Annotated in this window: 15 protein-coding genes; 4 read left to right on the forward strand and 11 right to left on the reverse strand. The window is 40.7% G+C overall.

Translation table 11 applies throughout. The features are described from left to right. The first annotated feature begins 20 nt into the window (after nucleotides 1-20). Together VB836_RS20485 and VB836_RS20490 are read left to right on the forward strand one after the other, a co-directional pair. The gene (locus VB836_RS20485; protein ID WP_323222060.1) at nucleotides 21-1,724 is read left to right on the forward strand and encodes a flavin monoamine oxidase family protein; all 1,704 of its coding nucleotides are present in this window, start codon (nucleotides 21-23) and stop codon (nucleotides 1,722-1,724) included. Between the two features lie 25 nt (nucleotides 1,725-1,749). After that, nucleotides 1,750-2,532, forward strand: a complete 783-nt coding sequence (locus VB836_RS20490) for an ABC transporter permease (protein ID WP_323222062.1) — start codon at nucleotides 1,750-1,752, stop codon at nucleotides 2,530-2,532. A gap of 115 nt (nucleotides 2,533-2,647) precedes the next feature. Here VB836_RS20490 and VB836_RS20495 read toward each other — a convergent pair whose 3' ends face one another. The 3 genes from VB836_RS20495 to VB836_RS20505 form a co-directional block, all read right to left on the reverse strand. Continuing rightward, nucleotides 2,648-5,149 (reverse strand): adenylate/guanylate cyclase domain-containing protein, encoded by a 2,502-nt coding sequence (locus VB836_RS20495; protein ID WP_323222064.1) that lies wholly within the window; start codon nucleotides 5,147-5,149, stop codon nucleotides 2,648-2,650. A 3-nt stretch (nucleotides 5,150-5,152) separates the two neighbouring features. Beyond that, nucleotides 5,153-5,542, reverse strand: coding sequence for a response regulator (locus VB836_RS20500; RefSeq protein ID WP_323222066.1), 390 nt, complete (start codon nucleotides 5,540-5,542; stop codon nucleotides 5,153-5,155). Between the two features lie 77 nt (nucleotides 5,543-5,619). Beyond that, complete coding sequence (locus VB836_RS20505) at nucleotides 5,620-7,074, reverse strand: response regulator (protein ID WP_323222069.1); 1,455 nt, start codon at nucleotides 7,072-7,074, stop codon at nucleotides 5,620-5,622. 826 nt (nucleotides 7,075-7,900) lie between these two features. Here VB836_RS20505 and VB836_RS20510 point away from each other — a divergent pair. Next, the gene (locus VB836_RS20510) at nucleotides 7,901-9,499 is read left to right on the forward strand and encodes a helix-turn-helix domain-containing protein (RefSeq protein ID WP_323222071.1); all 1,599 of its coding nucleotides are present in this window, start codon (nucleotides 7,901-7,903) and stop codon (nucleotides 9,497-9,499) included. A gap of 124 nt (nucleotides 9,500-9,623) precedes the next feature. On the opposite strand, the gene leuD is transcribed toward VB836_RS20510, so the two are convergent. The 3 genes from leuD to VB836_RS20525 form a co-directional block, all read right to left on the reverse strand. Further along, a complete protein-coding gene (gene leuD, locus VB836_RS20515) occupies nucleotides 9,624-10,229 on the reverse strand; it encodes a 3-isopropylmalate dehydratase small subunit (RefSeq protein ID WP_323222073.1) in 606 nt (201 codons plus the stop codon). A gap of 27 nt (nucleotides 10,230-10,256) precedes the next feature. Next, entirely contained in the window at nucleotides 10,257-11,660 is a 1,404-nt protein-coding gene (gene leuC, locus VB836_RS20520; protein WP_323222075.1) for a 3-isopropylmalate dehydratase large subunit, read from the reverse strand. Nucleotides 11,661-11,815: 155 nt separating this feature from the next. Further along, nucleotides 11,816-12,379, reverse strand: coding sequence for a WD40 repeat domain-containing protein (locus VB836_RS20525; RefSeq protein WP_323222077.1), 564 nt, complete (start codon nucleotides 12,377-12,379; stop codon nucleotides 11,816-11,818). 180 nt (nucleotides 12,380-12,559) lie between these two features. On the opposite strand from VB836_RS20525, the gene VB836_RS20530 reads away from it, so the two are divergent. Continuing rightward, nucleotides 12,560-13,114, forward strand: coding sequence for a hypothetical protein (locus VB836_RS20530; protein ID WP_323222079.1), 555 nt, complete (start codon nucleotides 12,560-12,562; stop codon nucleotides 13,112-13,114). A gap of 137 nt (nucleotides 13,115-13,251) precedes the next feature. Here VB836_RS20530 and VB836_RS20535 read toward each other — a convergent pair whose 3' ends face one another. From VB836_RS20535 to VB836_RS20555, 5 genes are all read right to left on the reverse strand, one after another. Further along, on the reverse strand, nucleotides 13,252-15,510 hold the full coding sequence (locus VB836_RS20535; RefSeq protein ID WP_323222081.1) for an nSTAND1 domain-containing NTPase: 2,259 nt from the start codon (nucleotides 15,508-15,510) through the stop codon (nucleotides 13,252-13,254). Between the two features lie 72 nt (nucleotides 15,511-15,582). Continuing rightward, nucleotides 15,583-16,677 (reverse strand): D-alanine--D-alanine ligase family protein, encoded by a 1,095-nt coding sequence (locus tag VB836_RS20540; RefSeq protein WP_046276442.1) that lies wholly within the window; start codon nucleotides 16,675-16,677, stop codon nucleotides 15,583-15,585. Nucleotides 16,678-16,815: 138 nt separating this feature from the next. Continuing rightward, nucleotides 16,816-18,342, reverse strand: coding sequence for a serine/threonine-protein kinase (locus VB836_RS20545; protein ID WP_323222083.1), 1,527 nt, complete (start codon nucleotides 18,340-18,342; stop codon nucleotides 16,816-16,818). A gap of 103 nt (nucleotides 18,343-18,445) precedes the next feature. After that, entirely contained in the window at nucleotides 18,446-18,850 is a 405-nt protein-coding gene (locus tag VB836_RS20550; RefSeq protein WP_046276443.1) for a DUF309 domain-containing protein, read from the reverse strand. A 114-nt stretch (nucleotides 18,851-18,964) separates the two neighbouring features. Next, complete coding sequence (locus tag VB836_RS20555; RefSeq protein ID WP_323222085.1) at nucleotides 18,965-19,330, reverse strand: ferredoxin-thioredoxin reductase catalytic domain-containing protein; 366 nt, start codon at nucleotides 19,328-19,330, stop codon at nucleotides 18,965-18,967. Nucleotides 19,331-19,524 lie beyond the last annotated feature (194 nt).

Here is a 19,524-nt window from a genome sequence, read left to right on the forward strand (position 1 = left end):
CCAAAAAGCGAGGTGAAATAATGGCGAAATCTGCTTTAATGCGAGTCTTGCGTCAGGCTTATCGCATCGCTCAACTGTCGATAAAAACAGGAATTCCCAGCGATGAACTGTTAGGAATGCACAACGAAGATCGCCAAACTTACGCTATTTTAAATCGTCGCCGTTTACTCCAAATCGGGCTAGCGGGTGCCAGTGCGATGGCTACTGCAACATTGGGACAATATCGACATCGGGCTGTTGCTCAGTCTAGCATTTCTCCGGTGTTAATTGTTGGGGCGGGAATAGCAGGATTAACAGCCGCTTATCGCTTAACTCAAGCCGGAATTCCTGTAGAAATTATTGAAGCCCGTAACAAAGTGGGTGGGCGTATTAATACAGTCACAAAAGCGGCTGGAACCCCTTTAATTGCAGAATTGGGCGGAGAATTTATTAATACCGATCATACTTGTATTCGCAGTTTAGCTGAAGAATTAGGTTTAGGTTTAATTGACTTATTGGCTGTTGATGCCGGGTTAATTCCCGATACTTATTTTTTTGAAGGACGGCGAGTTTCGTTAGAAGAAATTATTAATGATTTTGTTCCGGTTGCGGCACAAGTCTCAGCCGATTTAGAAGCAATTGAAAATTTTGAAGATTATACCAGCCAAGATGAAGCCGCAATTGCCATTGATAATATTTCATTAGCCCAATATTTGAACCAAATTCCGACAACACCAACGATTCGTCAACTCTTAAGAATTGCCTATACAATTGAATTTGGTTTGAATGCTGAAGAACAATCGCCGTTAAACTTAATTTATTATATTGGCACTGAACCGGGAACTTTTGAGATTTTTGGAGACAGTGACGAACGATTTTATCTCGATGGCGGGAGTGAACAAATCACCCAACGACTCGCTCAATTTGTCGCAGGTTCGATACAAACAACAACGGTTTTAGAGTCAATTCGAGAACAGTCAGGCGGTCGTTTTTTGGTGAGTTTACGTTCAGGAATCAGCAGTTTTGAACGCATTTATGAACGGGTGATACTAACCATTCCTTTTAGTGTTTTGAGAACTATAGAAATTGATGTCGAATTACCCCAAATCAAACGAGAGGCGATTGATACCGTTGGCTACGGAACAAATTCTAAAATCATTACCGGATATACTGAGAAAATCTGGCGAACTCGTTTTAATTCGAGAGGAAATATTTTCACCGATTTAGGCTTTCAAAATACCAGGGAAAGCAGCAACAGTCGTTATGCTTCTAATACAGTCGGTTTGATGACAAATTACACGGGTGGGAGTCAAGGAATAGCCATCGGCGCGGGAACAGTCCAAGACCAAGCCCAACAGTTTAATACGAATTTAGAAGCCGTATTTTCGGGTATTAATGCGGTAGCAATTCGCAATCAAGCAGAGCGTGGATTTTGGACAGGAAGCCCCTTTAGTTTAGGATCATATTTATGTTATCGACCCGGAGAATTTACCCGATTTTATGGTGTTGAAGGGGAAAGATTTGGGAATTTATTTTTCGCAGGAGAACACACCTCTTTAGAATATCAAGGCTTTATGGAAGGTGGCTGTGAAACTGGAGAATTAGTCGCTAGTGATATTTTAGAAGATGTGGGGTTAACAGAAATCGCTGAGGCGATTCGCGCTAAACTCCGGGTTAATCGTAGTCGTCGTCAGCGTCTCCCCCGTCATCCCGGTACTCGCAGAATGCAGAGACGACTACAGTAAGTTCAATCAAAATATACAACAAAAAATGAAACGTTACTTGCACATTTTACAACTGTTTTGGAGAACTGCTATCGCGGCTGAGTTAGAATATAGAATTAACTTTATTTTAACAACAATTAGCAGTTTAGGGAGTCTAGCAGGGAATATTTTTGGGTTGTTTTTATTTTATCGAACTGGATATAGCTTTGAAGGTTGGAGTTGGGAAGAATCATTAATTGTATTGGGAATTTTTACACTTCTGCAAGGATTCTCCGCAACAATATTAGTCCCGAATCTTAATCATATTGTCACCCACGTTCAAGAAGGAACCCTAGATTTTATCTTATTAAAACCGATGAGTAGTCAATTTTGGCTATCCACTCGCAGCGTTTCTCCTTGGGGGCTACCTGATTTTATCTTTGGGGGTTTAATGATTGCTTATGCGAGTCGTAAACTAGATTTAAAAATTACTGATTATTTCATCAGTTTTATTCCCCTTTTATTCGGAATGATCAGTTTATATAGTTTGTGGTTTGTGTTGGGAGCAATGAGTATTTGGTTTGTGAAAATCTCTAATGTGACTGAAGTATTGAGAGGCTTATTAGAAGCAGGTCGATTTCCGATGGTTGCTTATCCTACAGTTTATCGATTTTTCTTTACCTTCATTATTCCCGTCGCATTTTTAACGACAATTCCCGCCGAAACGCTATTAGGTCGAACCGAAGCCAGTTGGATAATCGGTTCAGGAATTTTAGCGATTCTGTTATTCTATTTTTCAGCCACATTTTGGCGGTTTGCGTTGCGGTTTTATACCAGTGCATCGAGTTAATGGTTGGATTTTACACATCAAAAACCTCCTCCTAAAAACCCGGTTTCTTTGAGAAACCGGGTTTTTAAACTTCTATTGCTTATTGTCTATTGCATGAGCGCCTTTTACTATACTTTCACTTTCGACCAATTAACCAATAAGTCATCATTTTTCCTTTTCCTTTGATGGGAATTAAACCTCGTTTTTCAAAAATATATTCGTCTTTGAGTTGTTCATAAAATGCTTCTGTAACTTGAATTTTTCCCGGTTCACCCGAAGATTCCATGCGGTAAGCCATATTAACCGTATCTCCCCACAAATCGTAAATAAACTTATGAGTTCCAATTACACCTGCAACAACGCTTCCCAGATGAATCCCGATGCGAATTTGTAACGCTTCACCATAAGCAAACGGAAAATGATCGATAACCAATTGCATTGAAAGAGCCATATCAGCAATGGCTTCTGCATGATCTTCACGAGGTAGAGGTAAACCCGCCGCCATCATGTAAGCATCTCCAATGGTTTTGATTTTTTCTAAGTCTAAACCTTCGGCTAATTGATCAAAAGTCGAAAAAATTTCATTCAGGAGTTTAACCAGTTGAATCGGCGTTAATCGTTCAGAAAGAGCCGTAAAATTGACTAAATCTGCAAATAAAATACTGACTTCATCATATTTTTCAGCAATTAAACCCTGTTTTTCTTCTTTGAGTCTTTCAACAATTTTTTTAGGGAAAATATTCAACAATAATCGTTCTGACTTTTCCCGTTCCAGTCGCAGGGTTTCTTCGGCGAGTCGGCGTTCAGTAGTGTCGGTTGCTACGGATAATACTTCAATTAAATGACCATTTTCATCAAAAATCGGTTGATTAATCCAAGTCACCCAAACCCGTTCACCATTCCGGCGAATATTTTCATTTTCATGGATCATATACTGTTCAGGATTCTCACAAATATTTTCGATTAAATTTCGCAAATCTCGCCCCGATGTCTCCACTTCAGGAAGCAATTTTCCGATTAACGGTTGTCCTAAAATTTCGGCTTCTTGATAGCCAAAAAAGTTTAAGCCATATTCATTAATAAATAAAATCCGTCCAGACTTATCCCACTGTACAATCGCCGAACTCACATTATGAACGACATGACGAAGTTTTGCTTCATTGGTTTTCAATGCTTCTTCTATAATTTTACGTTGACTAATGTCTCTAGAAACCCACATGACTGTATTTTTAGTCAAGGGTGAAATACTCCCGAGAAGCCAAACTAAACGTTGATTAATCGTCATACTATATTCCACTTGAACGGCTTGTTTTGTTTTCAAAGCCGTTTGAATACATCCGAGTAACCGTTCCGCTTCTTCAAGAGGGAAATAATCCGACAATTTTCGCCCAATAATCCCTTCAGGAGTATAAAAAGATTGATGAGTAGGTGCGAGTTTTAACCCCCGCCCAGAATCATCTAAAACAATCACAACTTCTGTCATCGCAGTAAATAAAGCTTTGATTTCTGCTTCGGCTTTTTTCTGCTGAAGAATCACCCCGAGTTGAGCGGTAGCCGCATAAACTAACTCAACAAATCGCTGATCTTGGGGACGTGACTCCCTCATAAAGAAAACTAAGACAGCTAAAACGGGATCTGTTGAAATCTCCTCGACTTGAAAACTATTATTTCCCATAATGGGAACTGCAAAATGAGCTTTTAAACCATAATTTTTCGCTGGATTTTTAATTAAAATTGGATGACTAACCGATAAAATGTGAATCGGTTCGATTTCCGCTTCGATATTAGCAATCCATTCCGGTTGTTTCGACTGCCAAACTCGTCCTGCAATTCCTTCTCCAGGTTTAAATGTAATTCCTTCTAAGTGAGAACGAAACGTTTCAATTGCAGTGATGATTTGAGGATTTTGTTGAGCATGACAGCAATACCAAATCGGACTACATTCGAGAACGGTTTGATTAGTAGCCGGAATCCAAACTTCGCCATAAATCCAGTTGGTCGTCTCACAAAATGTCTCTAATGCAAATTCTAAAGCTGTTTCAAAATCGGGTGCAGAACTAATCACCTGGCTTAACGTTAACAGAAGTTGTAATTCTTCTTCGGCTTGTTGACGTTCGCTAATTTGTTGTTTAAGCTTTTGATTAGCTTGAATGAGTTCTGAGGTTCGTTCAGCGACTTTCTGCTCTAAAGAAGCATTTAACCGTTTTAAAGCCTGATTTTTAAACGCTAATGTTTTCTCTTGAGAATAACGTCTCAGAGCCTCCCTAACCGTTAAAATTAAGTCCGTTTCATCCCAAGGTTTCGTAATATAGCGATACAAATTCGCTTCATTAATTGCTCGAATAACAGGCTGAGTATCCCGGCCTCCAGTTAGCATAATTTTTAAGGCTGTGGGATATTGAGCATGAACTTTTACAAGCAGTTCATCTCCCTTCATTCCTGGCATAATTTGATCGACAATCAGTAAGGCAATTTCTAATCCTTCTTCTTCAAGATCTTCTAAAATTTCCAGAGCCGCTTCTCCACTTTGAGCTTCAATAATTTCATAGTGTTCTCCCAGATATCGCTTCAGTAGCTCTGTGAGACAGAGTAAAATAGACCCTTGATCATCAACACATAATATTGCCAGATTACTCATAGATTAGTATAAAGCTGAGGAAATAATATTAACCAAATCCTCTTCATTCCAAGGTTTATATAAACAACGGTACAAATTCGCATTATCTTGAGCGCGTCTCACCGCTATATTATCCGCTTGACCTGTTAACATCACCGTCACAATTTTTGGATATTTTTCATGGACTTTAATTAAAAACTCATCTCCTTTCATTTCAGGCATTAACCAATCTGAAATAATCATTAAAATTTCAATGTCTTCCTCCTTAAGTTCTTCAATAATTTCCCAGGCTTCTTCTACACTTTCAGCAACTTCATACAAATATCGACTTCCAAATCGTCTTTTCAGTTGCTCTTTGAGGCTTTCTAAAATTATCACCTCATCATCAACGCATACAATTGCTTTCTCTGACATAATAACAACCTGTTGTTTTGATCAATGTTTAGAACGATTACGACAAAGAATTTTTTTGATTTCTCCTCCCCGGGTAACTAGGACGCCCTTGGGGGTTGAGTATTGTCTATTGGCAACCAGACCTCAAATGTTGTCTGTCCGGGTTGACTTTCAAACTCAATTTTACCCTGATGCTTTTCAATAATTTTACGCGCAATATCCAATCCCAAACCACTTCCTTCTCCTACAGGCTTTGTGGTGAAGAAGGGTTCAAAAATTCTCGGTTGAACTTGAGGAGAAATCCCTTGGCCTGAGTCTGTTATTGCAACAATCACACCCCCTTTCTGTTCAGAAACTCTAATTTGTAAGCAGCCTTTACCCTGCATTGCATGAATCCCATTGTGAATCAAATTAGTCCAAACCTGGTTTAATTCATCAGGATAACACCAGATGGCAGGTATAGGCTGATAGTCTCGAATCAGTTCAATTCCTGAAGATAATTGATTTCGATACAGTTCTAAAACCGTTTCTAAACCCTCAGTGATTTGAACCAACTGTTTTTGACCACTATTATCATAACGAGCATAGCTTTTTAGTGCAAATACAATTTTTGTAGTCCGTTCAACAGCCATCACAATATTTTGACTATTGATTTTGAGGCAAATTAAATTATACACTTGTTGTAATATCCAGTCCGCTTCATAATTTTTGAATAGCGGAAAAAAAGATTCAATATTTTCATAAATTTCTAGATCAATTAAAGTATCTGCAATTCGCCGAGCTTGTGAGATTCCCTGTTCTTCAAGTGTCCGAGTGAGATCTCGCTTAAATTGACGCTTTTCTTTACTATTTAATTTCCATTTTTCGGCTTTCAGCGAACAATCCAGTAAAGCAAAGAATTGTTTTTGCTGTTCTGATGACATTTCGTAAATGAGTTGAGGCAGTTTTTCTAAAAACTCTTTTAAAGCGGTTTGAGAATTATTACTAGAAGCTAAAATTGCCCCTAAAGGCGTATTTATTTCATGGGCAATACTGGCAAGCAATTGTCCTAAAGCTGCCATTTTTTCGGATTGAATTAGGTGATTTTGCGTCGCTTGAATTTGCGATAGAGCTTGAGACAATTCTAGATTTTTGTCTTGAAGATTTTGCCGTAAGAAACGATTTTCTAATTGCACCTGAACCCGAGCTAAAACTTCTTCAAATTGAAAGGGCTTCGTAATATAGTCTACTCCCCCCACTTGAAAGGCTTTAACTCGATCCACTAATTCATCTATGGCACTGATGAAAATTACGGGGATTTCCTGAGTTTCCGAATTTGATTTGAGGAGTTGACAGACTTCATAACCACTCATTTCGGGCATCATAATATCCAGTAAAATCAGATCGGGCGGTAACTTTTTTATTCCTTGAAGCGCAATATTTACGCTAGTAGCCGCTCGAACTTGATAACCCACACTGCTTAATAAGTTAACGAGTAATTGTAAGTTTTCTGGCGTATCATCAATCACTAGGATTTCAGCGTTCACTGTTCGGTTTTCTGATGTGATATTCATATTTGACAGAAAACAAAGATTTGATTAAAAAAATTATTATACTGCAAAACTCTATCTATAATAAAATAATTGACTAATTTTTCCCGTTCAAAGTCTATAGAGACAGCCGACTTCAACCCGAACGAGGGAAGTTCAAAATTAATTAAAAATCAAGAATTGAGGCGGTGACAGTCTCCGGCTTATACAGAACTGTTTGAAAAACCTCTCTCTGTCTAGGGACTCTCTGTCGATACAAAAATTGATGAAGTATTGTTGCTGATCTTTCGAGCAAGATTTATTCACCCATTCACTGACTTTCTATTGATACAAAAATTGATGAAGTATTGTTGCTGATTATTTTCCGAAAAAAGGTTTATAACGAACCAAATTTTTTAATAAAATGTTCATTATGAGCAAATGATGAAAACCGTTCTTAAGAGAATGTTAAATAGGTTAGGGTTAATCAATGAGTTAATTCTCTATATGTAGCAATGAAAACGACTCAAATATTGCCCTAACTGGAGTATCCACAAGTTGCAATACTAACTCTAACTACTTATTCTAATCTAGATTCTAAATTCTTGTCCAAGCTGCTCCCCAGAGAGTATATGCAAGATTGGGATGCTCATTATGCGAGATCGGAATGTGTTTTTTCTAGCCTAAAACTTGGACTAACTCTTAAGAAAGAACTCACGAATATTTGAAGGGTTAACCCCCATTCAATCGGATTATTAAGTTCATCCAAAAGCAGCTCTTTCAAGATCAAGTTCAGCACAAAGGTTAGTCAATTCAATCCGGCTCCCAAGCTTAGATGGTTGTTTTATTGTCTTCTTATCCCTCTAAACAGATGTCTTATTCAATTCCTGAAAATTGCTCTGGATGTGGAAGCTGTCAAACGGACTGTCCGACAGACGCCATAAAACAAGTCGAAGGGCAACTGTGGATCGATCCCACACTCTGTAACCACTGCGAAGGTTTTTATCCAGAACCGCTCTGTGTGGTTCAATGTCCGATTAGTTGTCCGGTTCCCTTGCAACCGAAAAAAGGGCGCTATAAAGCTACCGTTCGGATGCCAACCAGTCCCGATATTTTTCTCAATGGAAAGAATAATCCCTTCGCTTCCTCAATGGTGGTCTGGGAAGCCTGCAACTTACTCACCAGCGCCAGCCAAGTTCCTTGGCAACTCAACGCTCAGGGTCAACCCTACTACGAACGAACCGTTAAACAAGGTGGAGGGGCAATAGTCTTCCGACTTACCGATGACATCGAATCTGATAGCCCCAAGGTACTCGAACAAGAAGCCGCATTAGCCGCCATTGAAGGAATCGATATTCGAGCCGCTTGTTTGCATCTGATTTATGCCGCCTATGCCACCACCGTAGATCGACCTTGGGAACAGGAATTTGTGATCAGCGATCGCCAAATCGAACAATATCTCGGACTCGACAAACGCAAAGATCTCAGTAAAGCCACCAAACTAACCCTGATCAAAGCCCTCGCCCAACAACCCTGTCAAATCCTGACCTCGATTGATTGGCCGCAACAGGGCAAAGTCAGAGGCTTCTCAGTCCCCGAAGATCGTCTCTGGCATTTACTCAACATCAAACATCACTTTCAAAAAGATACCGAAGGCAACAAATATCTCACAGGTTTAACCTTCACCGTCAAAGCCGGGGCTTGGGCGCAATATTTCCTCAACAAAAACGACTACCGTAAACGTACTGCTTTTTATCAATACGGTACACTGCCGAAGTTCTTACTCAGTAGTGTGATGAGTATCTGGCAACAACACATCGGCGCCGCCCGAATGATGCTGTGGCTATTATTCAAAGCCAAAATGGGAAGAAAACAGTGCATCACCATTCCCACCTTAATGCGAGTCGCCTACGGTGAGGAAAAAATGTCTCAAGCCAGCCTCCACAGTGAAAACCGCAAACGCCTAATTCGCTGCTTTGAAAGTGATCTCGAAGTCCTCAATCACTATGGCTTGAAACCCTTGTTTGACGCGACAACTTACGTCCCAGAAATCCAACCCCTTTGGGCTAAACTCGCCGAATTACCCGATGATGCAGAAGAAGCCCTCGATTTTTGGATCAATGATGGTAGCCAAGATCAACGCCTGACTGATTCGAGTCCCCGAGGAAAATGGAATCGCTTGATGAAAGCCCGCATTTCTTGGTTTAATCTCCCGCCCGAGTGGGAACAGCAACTCGCCAAACTCGACAAGAAAAAGACAAACCGCATCGCCCGCAAAACCCCAACGTCTACCCCAATGGGTTTATCCGCCAATCAAATCGCTAACGCCCGAAAACGCCAAGGAATTAGTCAAAGGCTGTTAGCAGAAATGGCGGGAAAGAGTCAAAGCTGGATACGGGATTTAGAAAAAGGTCGTTTTTCAGCTAAACCCAAAGACGAAGCAATGTTGCGGAAAGTCTTAGGCATTTGAAGGATCACGATCTAGATTGATTTTCAGGGTGAGGAGTGAATGGCGATAGGCTATATGCGAGGAAATACGGTTGATAGGTTCGTTTCAAATCCGTAAAACCAGGAAATGCGATCGCCACAATTAATCAGCTTACTGCGGCATTTGCCCAGTGAATATAAGGCAGTTGACTCGCCGTTGTTTGAATTTGCTTCACATTTGCCAACAATTGACCACAACTATCCCAGGTTCCACTCAGGAACATTTGTTGCGCTCCGGCGTTCATGTTCACCTCAAGGGTTAAATCCCCACATTGTACCCGTTGTTCTTCTAAATTCACACTCATCGGTTGTTGTGGATCAGTTTGTAGGGCTTGTTGTAATTGTTGAACCTGTTCCGGTGTTGCTATCACACAAGGCACCCCAATCGCCACACAATTTCCGAAAAAAATCTCAGCAAAACTTTCCCCAATTATTGCTTGAATTCCCCATTTTGCCAAAGCTTGGGGGGCGTGTTCCCGTGATGAACCACAGCCAAAATTACCATTAACAACTAAAATATTCGCCCCTTGATATTGGGGTAAATCAAACGGGTGATTTCCTTGAGTTTGTTGGCGATCATCAGCAAAAACCTGTTCCCCCAACCCATCAAACGTTACACAGCGTAAAAACCGCGCCGGAATAATTCGATCCGTATCAATATCACTCCCAACTAAAGGAATACCCCGTCCTGAAATACTTTGAATTTGACTCATTTTTTCCTTTCAAAAATCAACCTGTTTTTACAACAACTCGCGGATATCTGTTACTTCGCCCTTGACTGCTGCGGCTACCACCATCGCCGGACTCATCAACAACGTCCGCCCCGTAGATGAACCTTGACGCCCTTTAAAATTACGATTAGACGAAGACGCACTCATTTGATTTCCTTGCAGCTTATCGGGGTTCATCGCCAAACACATCGAACATCCCGCCTCACGCCATTCAAAACCCGCTTCTTGAAAAATTTGATCCAGTCCTTCGGCTTCGGCTTGTTTTTTAATCCGTTCAGAAGCCGGAACCACAAAGGCTTTCACCCCATTTGCCACATGACGTCCTTGGGCAAATTTCGCCGCTTCTCGCAAATCACTTAACCGTCCGTTGGTACAACTGCCAATAAAACAAACATCAACTTTTGTGCCTTTTATCGGGGTACCGGGGGAAAACTCCATATAACGATACGCTTCCTGGGCAACATCGCGATCGCTTTCTGCAAAACTGTCTAAACTGGGGATAGTCTCATCGACTGCTATTCCCTGACCGGGTGTAATTCCCCAGGTTACTGTCGGGGAAATCTCCGCCGCATCAAACGTCACCACATCATCATAAACCGCATCCGCATCACTGTGGAGACTCTGCCACCAACTCACGGCTTTATCCCAATTTTCCCCAATGGGTGCAAAATCTCGCCCTTGAAGATAGTCAAACGTCACCTGATCTGGGTTAACATAACCGCAACGGGCGCCGCCTTCAATGGACATATTGCAGATGGTCATCCGTTCTTCCATCGACATCGCCGCTAGGGTACTCCCCGCAAATTCATAGGCGTAGCCCACACCGCCATTAACACCCAGTTTACGGATAATATGCAGAATCACATCTTTAGCATAAACACCCGGGTTTAACTCGCCATTGACTTCGATCCGACGAACTTTTAACTTAGACAGGGCTAAAGTTTGAGACGCCAACACATCCCGCACTTGGGAGGTACCTATGCCAAACGCAATTGCCCCAAACGCGCCATGAGTCGAGGTGTGTGAGTCCCCACAAGCGATCGTCATTCCCGGCTGTGTGAGGCCTTGTTCTGGGGCGATCGCATGAACAATTCCTTGATCACCCGAACCAATATTATAAAAGCGGATGCCGTAGTCTTTGCAGCTTTTTTCTAGGGCTTGCATCATCTCTTCGGCCAAGACATCCACAAAGGGACGGGCTTGGTTTTCAGTCGGAACGATATGATCGACAGTGGCGACGGTGCGATCGGGATAAAGCACCTGTAAATTTCGTTCACGCAGCATGGCGAAAGCTTGAGGACTGGTAACTTCGTGGATCAGGTGCAAACCGATGAAGAGTTGAGTTTGACCTGAGGGTAAAGTTCCAACCCTGTGCAAGTCCCAAACCTTATCAAATAGTGTTCCGTTGCTCATAATCAGATCAGCCTGTATTGCGGGTATTTCACCCTTTCTATCTTTGATTTATTGTACCTGATCAGCGTGGGGATTAAAAACCGGGTTTCTCAGAGAAACCCGGTTTTTGGGGTGTACTGGCGATCAACTAAATCCTTATTTCTCTTATCTTTATTTTAAGAACCAGAAGTTTTAATACCGTCACAGACACGTCGATCTTCCTGACTCAGATCAACATTAGAATTATTGAAATAATCTTGCAACCAATCGCAACTATGCTTCAATAAATTATCGACTTCTAATCCTTCCAAGTTCCACAAAATTATCGTCTTATCATCGCCACCCGATGCCAAAGTCTTGTTATCCGGGCTAAAACTGAGACTACGCACCGCCCCAAGATGCCCCGGTAGAGTCGCCCGCCAAGTGCCATCAGGTTTCCAGAATTTGACCATTTTATCATCACTCCCCGAAGCGATCGTTGAACCATTTGGGCTAAAACGAATACTATTAACGGCGAGATTATGTCCCGTCCAAGAGTGAATTAAAGTGCCATCCGGTTTCCAAACTTTTATCACGCCATTGGCGCTCGCCGAAGTTAAAGTTTGACCATCGGGGTTAAAATCAACGTTATAAACTGAAGTGCTATGTTCAGAAAAATTATTAAGCAAAGTTCCATCAATTTTCCAGAGTTTAACCGTACCATGCGTGAATTTCTGCGGAATTGACGTAGCAATACTCACAGTGGGTTCACAGGTCTGTGTAGGCTTGGTTCTTATCTCAAATCTCAATGGGTTCGGGTGTTGCCGTTTTGTTCAACTTTTGTTAAAATAGAGTTAGGCAAAGTAAAAAGCACCCCTTCTCTGAACGTAATGATTGGGTGCTAAGAGGTTGAAGTTTCATCACAAAAGGATCATATCACAATGACATCCCCATTGATCGCACCTGCCGTTCAAAAATCTTCGGGAGCTAGTGTTAACCATTCTTTAGAAACAGCACTAACTGCTGAAATTCAAGCTCTAGTTCCGACTCATATTCGAGTTGAACGCATTCAAACCGTTGGAGTTGGTCAAATTCCCCAAATCATTTATAAAACCCCAAAGGGACGCTGTGCAACCTTATTATCTAAAGCTCATTTTAGCAAAATTTGGCAATGTTGGCTAGACATTCGGCTGTTAAAATCAGGCAAAATTAAAGCTTGGGAAATCCAGCCAACGGGTTTAAAACTCCATACAAATCAGGGTCAATTCTTCCTCCCCTTTCCCGAAGCGACAGCCTTTTTATCCCGATATAATCGAGTCGCAATTGAACCCTTGTCTGTTAAGTTTAATGATCAAGGTGCCGTTGTTTGGAATCCCATCCATCAAACCCTTTCTCAAGTGAACAAAACCGGATGCAGTTGTGCAGATTCACGGTATCGCAACACAATTTGTAAACATCAAATCGCCGTTCAGGTGTGCAGAATAAAGCCTGTATAGTGCCGTGATTTCTTTCTTTGTGTCTTAGCGTCTTTGTAGTTTTTACAGAAGACTCAACACTAAGGCACAAACTCACGAAGATTGTCTTTCTTAGTGTCTTCGTGTCTTAGTGTTTTATTAATTTCAGGAAACATGAATTAATCCACCCTCATCCAACGTAATACTGATCCAATAGCCCGTTCAACAAAACTATCTGGCTTTTCTTGCATCAATTTTCGTTGGGCTTTATTCCGTTCAAGTTCTAATTCTGCGATTAAACGTTCTCCTTTTTGTTGACGAACCAAATGCACTAAATAATCGTGGGCTAATTGATAGCGATCTTCGGGAATTTCGGGAAGCAATAACACTAATCCATTTTCAATAAAGACTTCTAAAACCATGTCTATTTTTTCAGGGGATGCTGTATCTAAATCTTTGATAATTTCAGCACGGGTTTTTAGGGGACGAGTTTCATTTTCTTGAGTCAGCGAATATAAAACCAATAAAGCAATGCGTTCATTTTTGTAGCCACAATCTGCTAAAGCTTGATCTAAGTATCGGGAAATTAGATTCAGTTGAGGATGATCAGAAAATTGTTGATATTGTTCTAAGGTTGTAATCCTATCAGTTTCAAGTTGTGAACCTGTTATTTGTAACTCAATCGGACGAACTTCCCCTAAGCGAGTTCCTAAATCTTGTACCCATTGATTAACCAAATCTTCATCAAACTGAGCGGGGTTTTGCTGGGTTTGATGTTTAATAAAAGCTTTGGCTTGTGCAGTTGAAAAGTTTCTCAACTCATAAATAACCTGTTTAGAAAGAACTTCATAACCAATCACGGCTTCTAAACAAGTGGTGCGATCGCATTCTAGCAAATAATGCAAGAAATCGGTTCGCATTGAGAGAATAACACTAATCGATTTCAACGTTAAACAATCTCGCAAAAATTGATAAAAAGGTAAACGTTGACTGGGTTCTGTACACACTTGAAAAAATTCTTCAAATTGATCAAAAATTAAAACCGTCGATAAATGATTTTCACTGTTTTTTATTAAGCGATTTAAAACGGTTTCTAAGTTCCAAGTATCAGGATTCGGTTCGCGTAGCCAATCCGTATAAATTCTTAACGTAATCGGCGTAGAAACCTGGGGATTCGTCACTTGTTTTTGCAGTAAACAGGGAACTATTCCGGCATTAATTAAAGAACTTTTTCCGACACCGGATTCTCCATGCAGAACGATTAATTTGTGATCCTCACTCTCAATTCGTTCGACTAATTCATTAATCTCATTTAATCGACCTGAAGAAATCATCTCCGCAGCAACTTGTCCTCCAAATTCTTGAGATTTAAACTGTGGTTTTAAGGGCTGTAATCCCACAAATGAACGCAGTCCAAATTGATATTCAACTTTTAGTTTTTCTTCTTTAATATGAGCCGCATTTCCGTAATAATCCTGTTCAAAATAGAGTTGATGTAGAGCTTTTAAAATTTGTATATAAGTTCGATTTTCTTGCTGAGGATCTGTTTTTTTTAGGGCTTCTTCTAAGCGACTAACTGTAGCTTGCCAAACAGTGAATTCATGTTTAGATTCTGCCAACAACAATAAATAGGGATTTTCATCAGATAACGTATGTAGCGGATCGCGTAAAGATTGATTTTGAATTTCTAACGCTAATTCTGCCAGTTGATTGGCGTGTGACCATTGAGATTGGTGCATCGCCGCCTCTGCTAAAAAGCCATAATCTTGAGCAATATCATGGTGTGAACCGTAAGAAATATGTAAATCTAAGGCTTTTTGAGCAACCGTTTGTAACTCTTGCCAGGCTTGCAATTGTTGTAAAACGTTACAGAATTTAGGAATAAATTTAGCCACTAAATCACGACGTTCTGCGAGTTCTAAAATATCTAAACTGCGTTGTAAATAGGTTTTGGCTTGTTGCCAGTGAAGCTGTTGATTCGACTCAGAATCCAGTTGCCCTCGCCGATCATAGCTCAATCCCATATGAAATAAAATAACCCCCAACCGTTCTAAAGAGTTGAAGGGAGGAACAAGCTCTGGGTCAGCGAACAAGTTCTCCGCAAAATTAGTCAGAGCAGCAGGCCAAAATTCTAAACTGTGCTGATAGTGAGCCAGAGCCGAGTCAATCTGGTCGTTGGCGTAGTCTTCCCGACCCAGCAGAAAATCCAAACCCGCAGCGAGTGATGATGTGAGTTCTTGTTGTTGAGTTTGCACCTGTTGAATAATCGCCCTCAGTTGCGTGTGAGACTCACCCAAAATACTCGCATTGGACTCGAATAAATCGCTCTGGGGATTGAGAACATGGGCAAAGATTCGGTCGCTACAATCATTGAGAAAACCAATCACATCGGCGCGGTTGGATTCTGCACCACTTTCTGGTAAATGACTATCGCTCATAGGGTTTATTGGCTGAGAGAATACTTCCCAAATTAACACGCCAATCGAGAGATTGTCACCCTTTAGAAACGCTTACTTCGGAGAAACTTCAGGCTGTCGTTCAAGAGCCAGTTGAATTAACTGATTGACTAACTCAGAAAAAGAAATTCCACTCGATGCCCAAAGTTGAGGATACATACTGGTCGCGGTGAAACCAGGAAGGGTATTAATTTCGTTAATCAGAACCTCGCCTGTTTTCTCCACATAAAAGAAATCAACTCGGGCTAAACCTGCTGCATCCAGCGCTAAAAAGGCTTGAACAGCCATTTCTTTGATTTTATTAGCAATATTATCACTCACCTGGGCTGGGATGAACCAAGCCGCTTTTCCTTCGGTGTATTTGGTTTCATAGTCATAGAAATCACTCTGATAAGTAATCTCTCCGACCACAGAAGCTTGGGGTTGATCATTGCCTAAAACCGCACATTCAAGTTCTCGGGCTTCTACCCCTGCTTCTATAATAATCCGCCGATCATAACTGGCTGCATTATCGAGAGCGGTTACTAATTCTGCACGCGATCGCACTTTAGAAATACCCACCGATGAGCCTAAATTAGCAGGCTTCACAAAACAAGGATATCCGAGTTCTGCTTCTAATTCATCACATAATTTTGGAAAGATACAAGGATTTGACCAAATTTGCGATCGCTTTACCGTTTTATATTTAACTTGTGACAGTCCCGCCTGAGAAAAGATCATTTTCATGGCGATTTTATCCATGCCAATGGCTGAACCCAAAACACCCGATCCGACAAACGGAACTTGCATTAAAGTTAGCAATCCTTGAATTGTACCATCTTCTCCGTTTGGGCCGTGTAAAATCGGAAACCAAACATCAATTTCCTCAAAATTTGTCGCTTCAGGAAGTAGCGAGGGACTGGGAACTAAATCTGTTGATGTTGTTTTCTCATCTGTTAGATAAAGCGGTTCACCCGAGGCGAGAACTTGTTGAGCAATTTCACCTTTTTGCCAAACACCATCTTTGCCAATATATACGGGTAGCAGTTCATATTTACTGGCATTTTGATCGCTCCTTAAGGCTGTTGCGATCGCTTGTGCGGAACGAATGCTTACTTCATGTTCGCCTGAACGTCCGCCAAACAACAGTCCTACCCGAATTTTACTCATATGACTTCCTACACTAAGACATTTTGAATACTATATCAGCTCTTTGTCACCCCTTTTCCGGAATTTTGTGAATGAGTCGGGTGCATCAAATTCCACTTTTCTTTCTTCTCCCCTCCAAAGCTTAACTGTTTGATCGCCCTACAGTTTTTGTTGTTGACAGGTTTCCACCCGCTCAAATAACAAGTATAACGGCCAACGACAGCCGGAGAATTTTTGAGCGGCGTTTGTACAGGTGGGAAACTGACCTTTCGGTGCATTTTGATCAAAGGTTAAATCAGAATAGCTTAACCAATTTCCATTTTTTCGCCAACCAATTGAGTCCCCAAATTGAGCATAGGTTGACTTTTCAAATTTGCCCAGAGGATTTCCCGTTTCTTGGTAAATTTCTTTTTGAATACTAAAGCCAAATTTTCCGTCTGAATATTGACTCCAAAGTTGAGCAAGTTGACGCAAATCGGCACAAGAGAAACTAGCGATCGCATTCCCATCCACCCAACCTTGATTCTTTTTGTTGGCGACTTCTAACATAATTCGCTCTGTTTCTTGATCCGCTTCTTTCCATTTTCCTTGAGCTAATAAGTTCTCTAATTGAGTATAATCAGCTTGAAGAGGTGTATTTTCTATCCTTGGCAAATCAGTTACTATTTCTGGTTGTTCTAGTGAGGGTTTGTTGATTGCCCAGTAATAACCTATTGTCGGTATTCCCACTCCGATTAATACCAGTGCTGCTATTCCCCAAATAAATTTTTTCCGAGAATAATTTGACGATACATTAGGAGAAACAGGTATTGTTACAGAAGCAACAGAGGGCGAAGAAGCGGTCATATTCGCAGTAGACGCTGTTAACAAAGGCGTGAGTTCAGCTAAGGCTTCAGACGCATTAGAATAGCGCTCGCTTAACTGTTCCTGCACCATTTTATTGATAACTTTCGCGAGTTCATCACTAACCGTTGCGTGATTTCTCCACAGAATTTCATCGGTTTTTTGATCATAAGGAAATTGAGCGGGTTTTAAACCTGTTAAAGCTTGAATTCCAATAATTCCAACAGCATAAATATCACTCGCAAGCTTGGGTCTTCCTTTGGCTTGTTCACTCGGCATATATCCCGGTGAACCAATACCAACGGTGAGGTGTGTTTGTCCTTCGGGGTTAACAGCTAATCCTTGAATTTCTTTAACCGCTCCAAAGTCAATTAAGACAATTTTACCATTAGATTGTCTCATAATATTGGTAGGTTTTAGATCTCGATGGATGACGTTTTCTTGATGAACAATGGCTAAAACTTCTAAGATTTCCGTTAATAGTTTAACCGTTTTCTCCTCACTCAAAGGCTGTCCGGGTTTGAGTTCGTGACTGAGATCTTTTCCGTCAATAAATTCTTGAACTAAATAAAATTCTCCGTTCTCATTAAAATGAGCATAAAGACGAGGAATTTGAGAATGTTCTCCCAAACGATGTAAGAGTTGTGCTTCTTGTTCAAATAATCGTTGAGCCACTAAAAGAACGTGGGGACTGGTATCTTTTGGAGATAAATGTTTAACCACACATTGCGGTTGACCCGGTAAAGCCAAATCAACCGCTAAATAAGTATCTCCAAATCCTCCGGTTCCAATTTTTTGGATGACTTGATAGCGACTTAATAGGGTTCGATCAATGAGTGTCATATCTTTTTGTTTTGATCATCCATTTTTCAAAAAATTTATTGATAAACTCTTTCTAAAAAAGTTCTATTTTTGAAACTTTTATCTCCCATTCATTGAAAAATAATTAGTTCAATTTCGAGATAGTGGGAGGGGTAATTCCCTGCGAATTTTGCTCGGAATTCTCAGCCAAAACAAAATCTCCGACTTTTTCCGGCCCAGCTTGTTGGATTGCCAATAATAAATTAGCGGTTTGATCAATTAATTTTTCAACATTAATATTAAAGTAATCAGGCTTAAAATAGTTTAATCGACTCATTCCTTCACCCATAGAAGTGACTGCACCTCGCCAGTTCTGATTACTCAAATGATAGAGTCCTACAGCAATTTGTAAGATGCCTTGATAGAACTTTTTGGTCGGTTCCATCGCTTCCATCCACAACGCTTCTAAGGTATCGTGACAAGCGTAATATTCTTGTTGGTTGAACTCTTCAATCCCCTGCCAAAATTCTGACGGAATTTCTTCAGACATAATCTTTGTAATGTTAAGTTAAAATGGGGTAGCCCCAGTTAGAACTAGGGCTGACTTTCTCAAACAATCATCTAATCTCTCAACAGTCAAAATGAGGTTGATACTCTGATGGTTTTATATCATAGTTTTACGAGTAGATTCGAGATCTTCGTCGCTAATATCTTGCTGTTCTCCCGCAAAATCATTATCGGGAGTTAGGAACAACATACAGTGACATTCTTTCCGCTCCCGCATTGGAACACAAGGACAGTTCCAAAAGGTATTTTTGACTTCAGCTTCTTTATCTTCATAGTGGCGACAAGGACAAAGCGGCGCCCCTAACTCATCTTTATGTTTGGCGAGTCCTTCGATCACCACTGCTGTTACTGAAGGATCAACACAAAAGTAGGTATTTGTATTCTTAGCATACTTTTCAGCGAATTTTTTCATCGCTTTCAGGCTGGTTTCAGTTGATAAATTTTTGTTGGTCTCAGTCGTCATGGTATTGTGATCTTCAGATTTCAAACAGTTTGTTAGATTGTAACGCACGATGGCAACATTATAGTCACTCCGGCAGCAGTTATCAGTCAACAGTCAGCCTTGGGGCGGGTTCTGAACAAATGTATGTTTCTGACAAATAACCGTAAATATTCTTGCCCACAACAGTTGACTGAACTTCTGTAACTTCTTCAATG

Source organism: Limnoraphis robusta BA-68 BA1, from assembly GCF_034932365.1.
Taxonomy (GTDB): Bacteria; Cyanobacteriota; Cyanobacteriia; order Cyanobacteriales; family Microcoleaceae; genus Capilliphycus; species Capilliphycus robustus.

Bases quoted from the DNA above. Each gene is read 5' to 3' on its own strand.
- VB836_RS20485 (WP_323222060.1), top strand. From the start codon at position 21: ATGGCGAAATCTGCTTTAATGCGAGTCTTGCGTCAGGCTTATCGCATC.
- VB836_RS20490 (WP_323222062.1), top strand. From the start codon at position 1,750: ATGAAACGTTACTTGCACATTTTACAACTGTTTTGGAGAACTGCTATC.
- VB836_RS20495 (WP_323222064.1), bottom strand. From the start codon at position 5,149: ATGAGTAATCTGGCAATATTATGTGTTGATGATCAAGGGTCTATTTTA.
- VB836_RS20500 (WP_323222066.1), bottom strand. From the start codon at position 5,542: ATGTCAGAGAAAGCAATTGTATGCGTTGATGATGAGGTGATAATTTTA.
- VB836_RS20505 (WP_323222069.1), bottom strand. From the start codon at position 7,074: ATGAATATCACATCAGAAAACCGAACAGTGAACGCTGAAATCCTAGTG.
- VB836_RS20510 (WP_323222071.1), top strand. From the start codon at position 7,901: ATGTCTTATTCAATTCCTGAAAATTGCTCTGGATGTGGAAGCTGTCAA.
- leuD (WP_323222073.1), bottom strand. From the start codon at position 10,229: ATGAGTCAAATTCAAAGTATTTCAGGACGGGGTATTCCTTTAGTTGGG.
- leuC (WP_323222075.1), bottom strand. From the start codon at position 11,660: ATGAGCAACGGAACACTATTTGATAAGGTTTGGGACTTGCACAGGGTT.
- VB836_RS20530 (WP_323222079.1), top strand. From the start codon at position 12,560: ATGACATCCCCATTGATCGCACCTGCCGTTCAAAAATCTTCGGGAGCT.
- VB836_RS20535 (WP_323222081.1), bottom strand. From the start codon at position 15,510: ATGAGCGATAGTCATTTACCAGAAAGTGGTGCAGAATCCAACCGCGCC.
- VB836_RS20540 (WP_046276442.1), bottom strand. From the start codon at position 16,677: ATGAGTAAAATTCGGGTAGGACTGTTGTTTGGCGGACGTTCAGGCGAA.
- VB836_RS20545 (WP_323222083.1), bottom strand. From the start codon at position 18,342: ATGACACTCATTGATCGAACCCTATTAAGTCGCTATCAAGTCATCCAA.
- VB836_RS20550 (WP_046276443.1), bottom strand. From the start codon at position 18,850: ATGTCTGAAGAAATTCCGTCAGAATTTTGGCAGGGGATTGAAGAGTTC.
- VB836_RS20555 (WP_323222085.1), bottom strand. From the start codon at position 19,330: ATGACGACTGAGACCAACAAAAATTTATCAACTGAAACCAGCCTGAAA.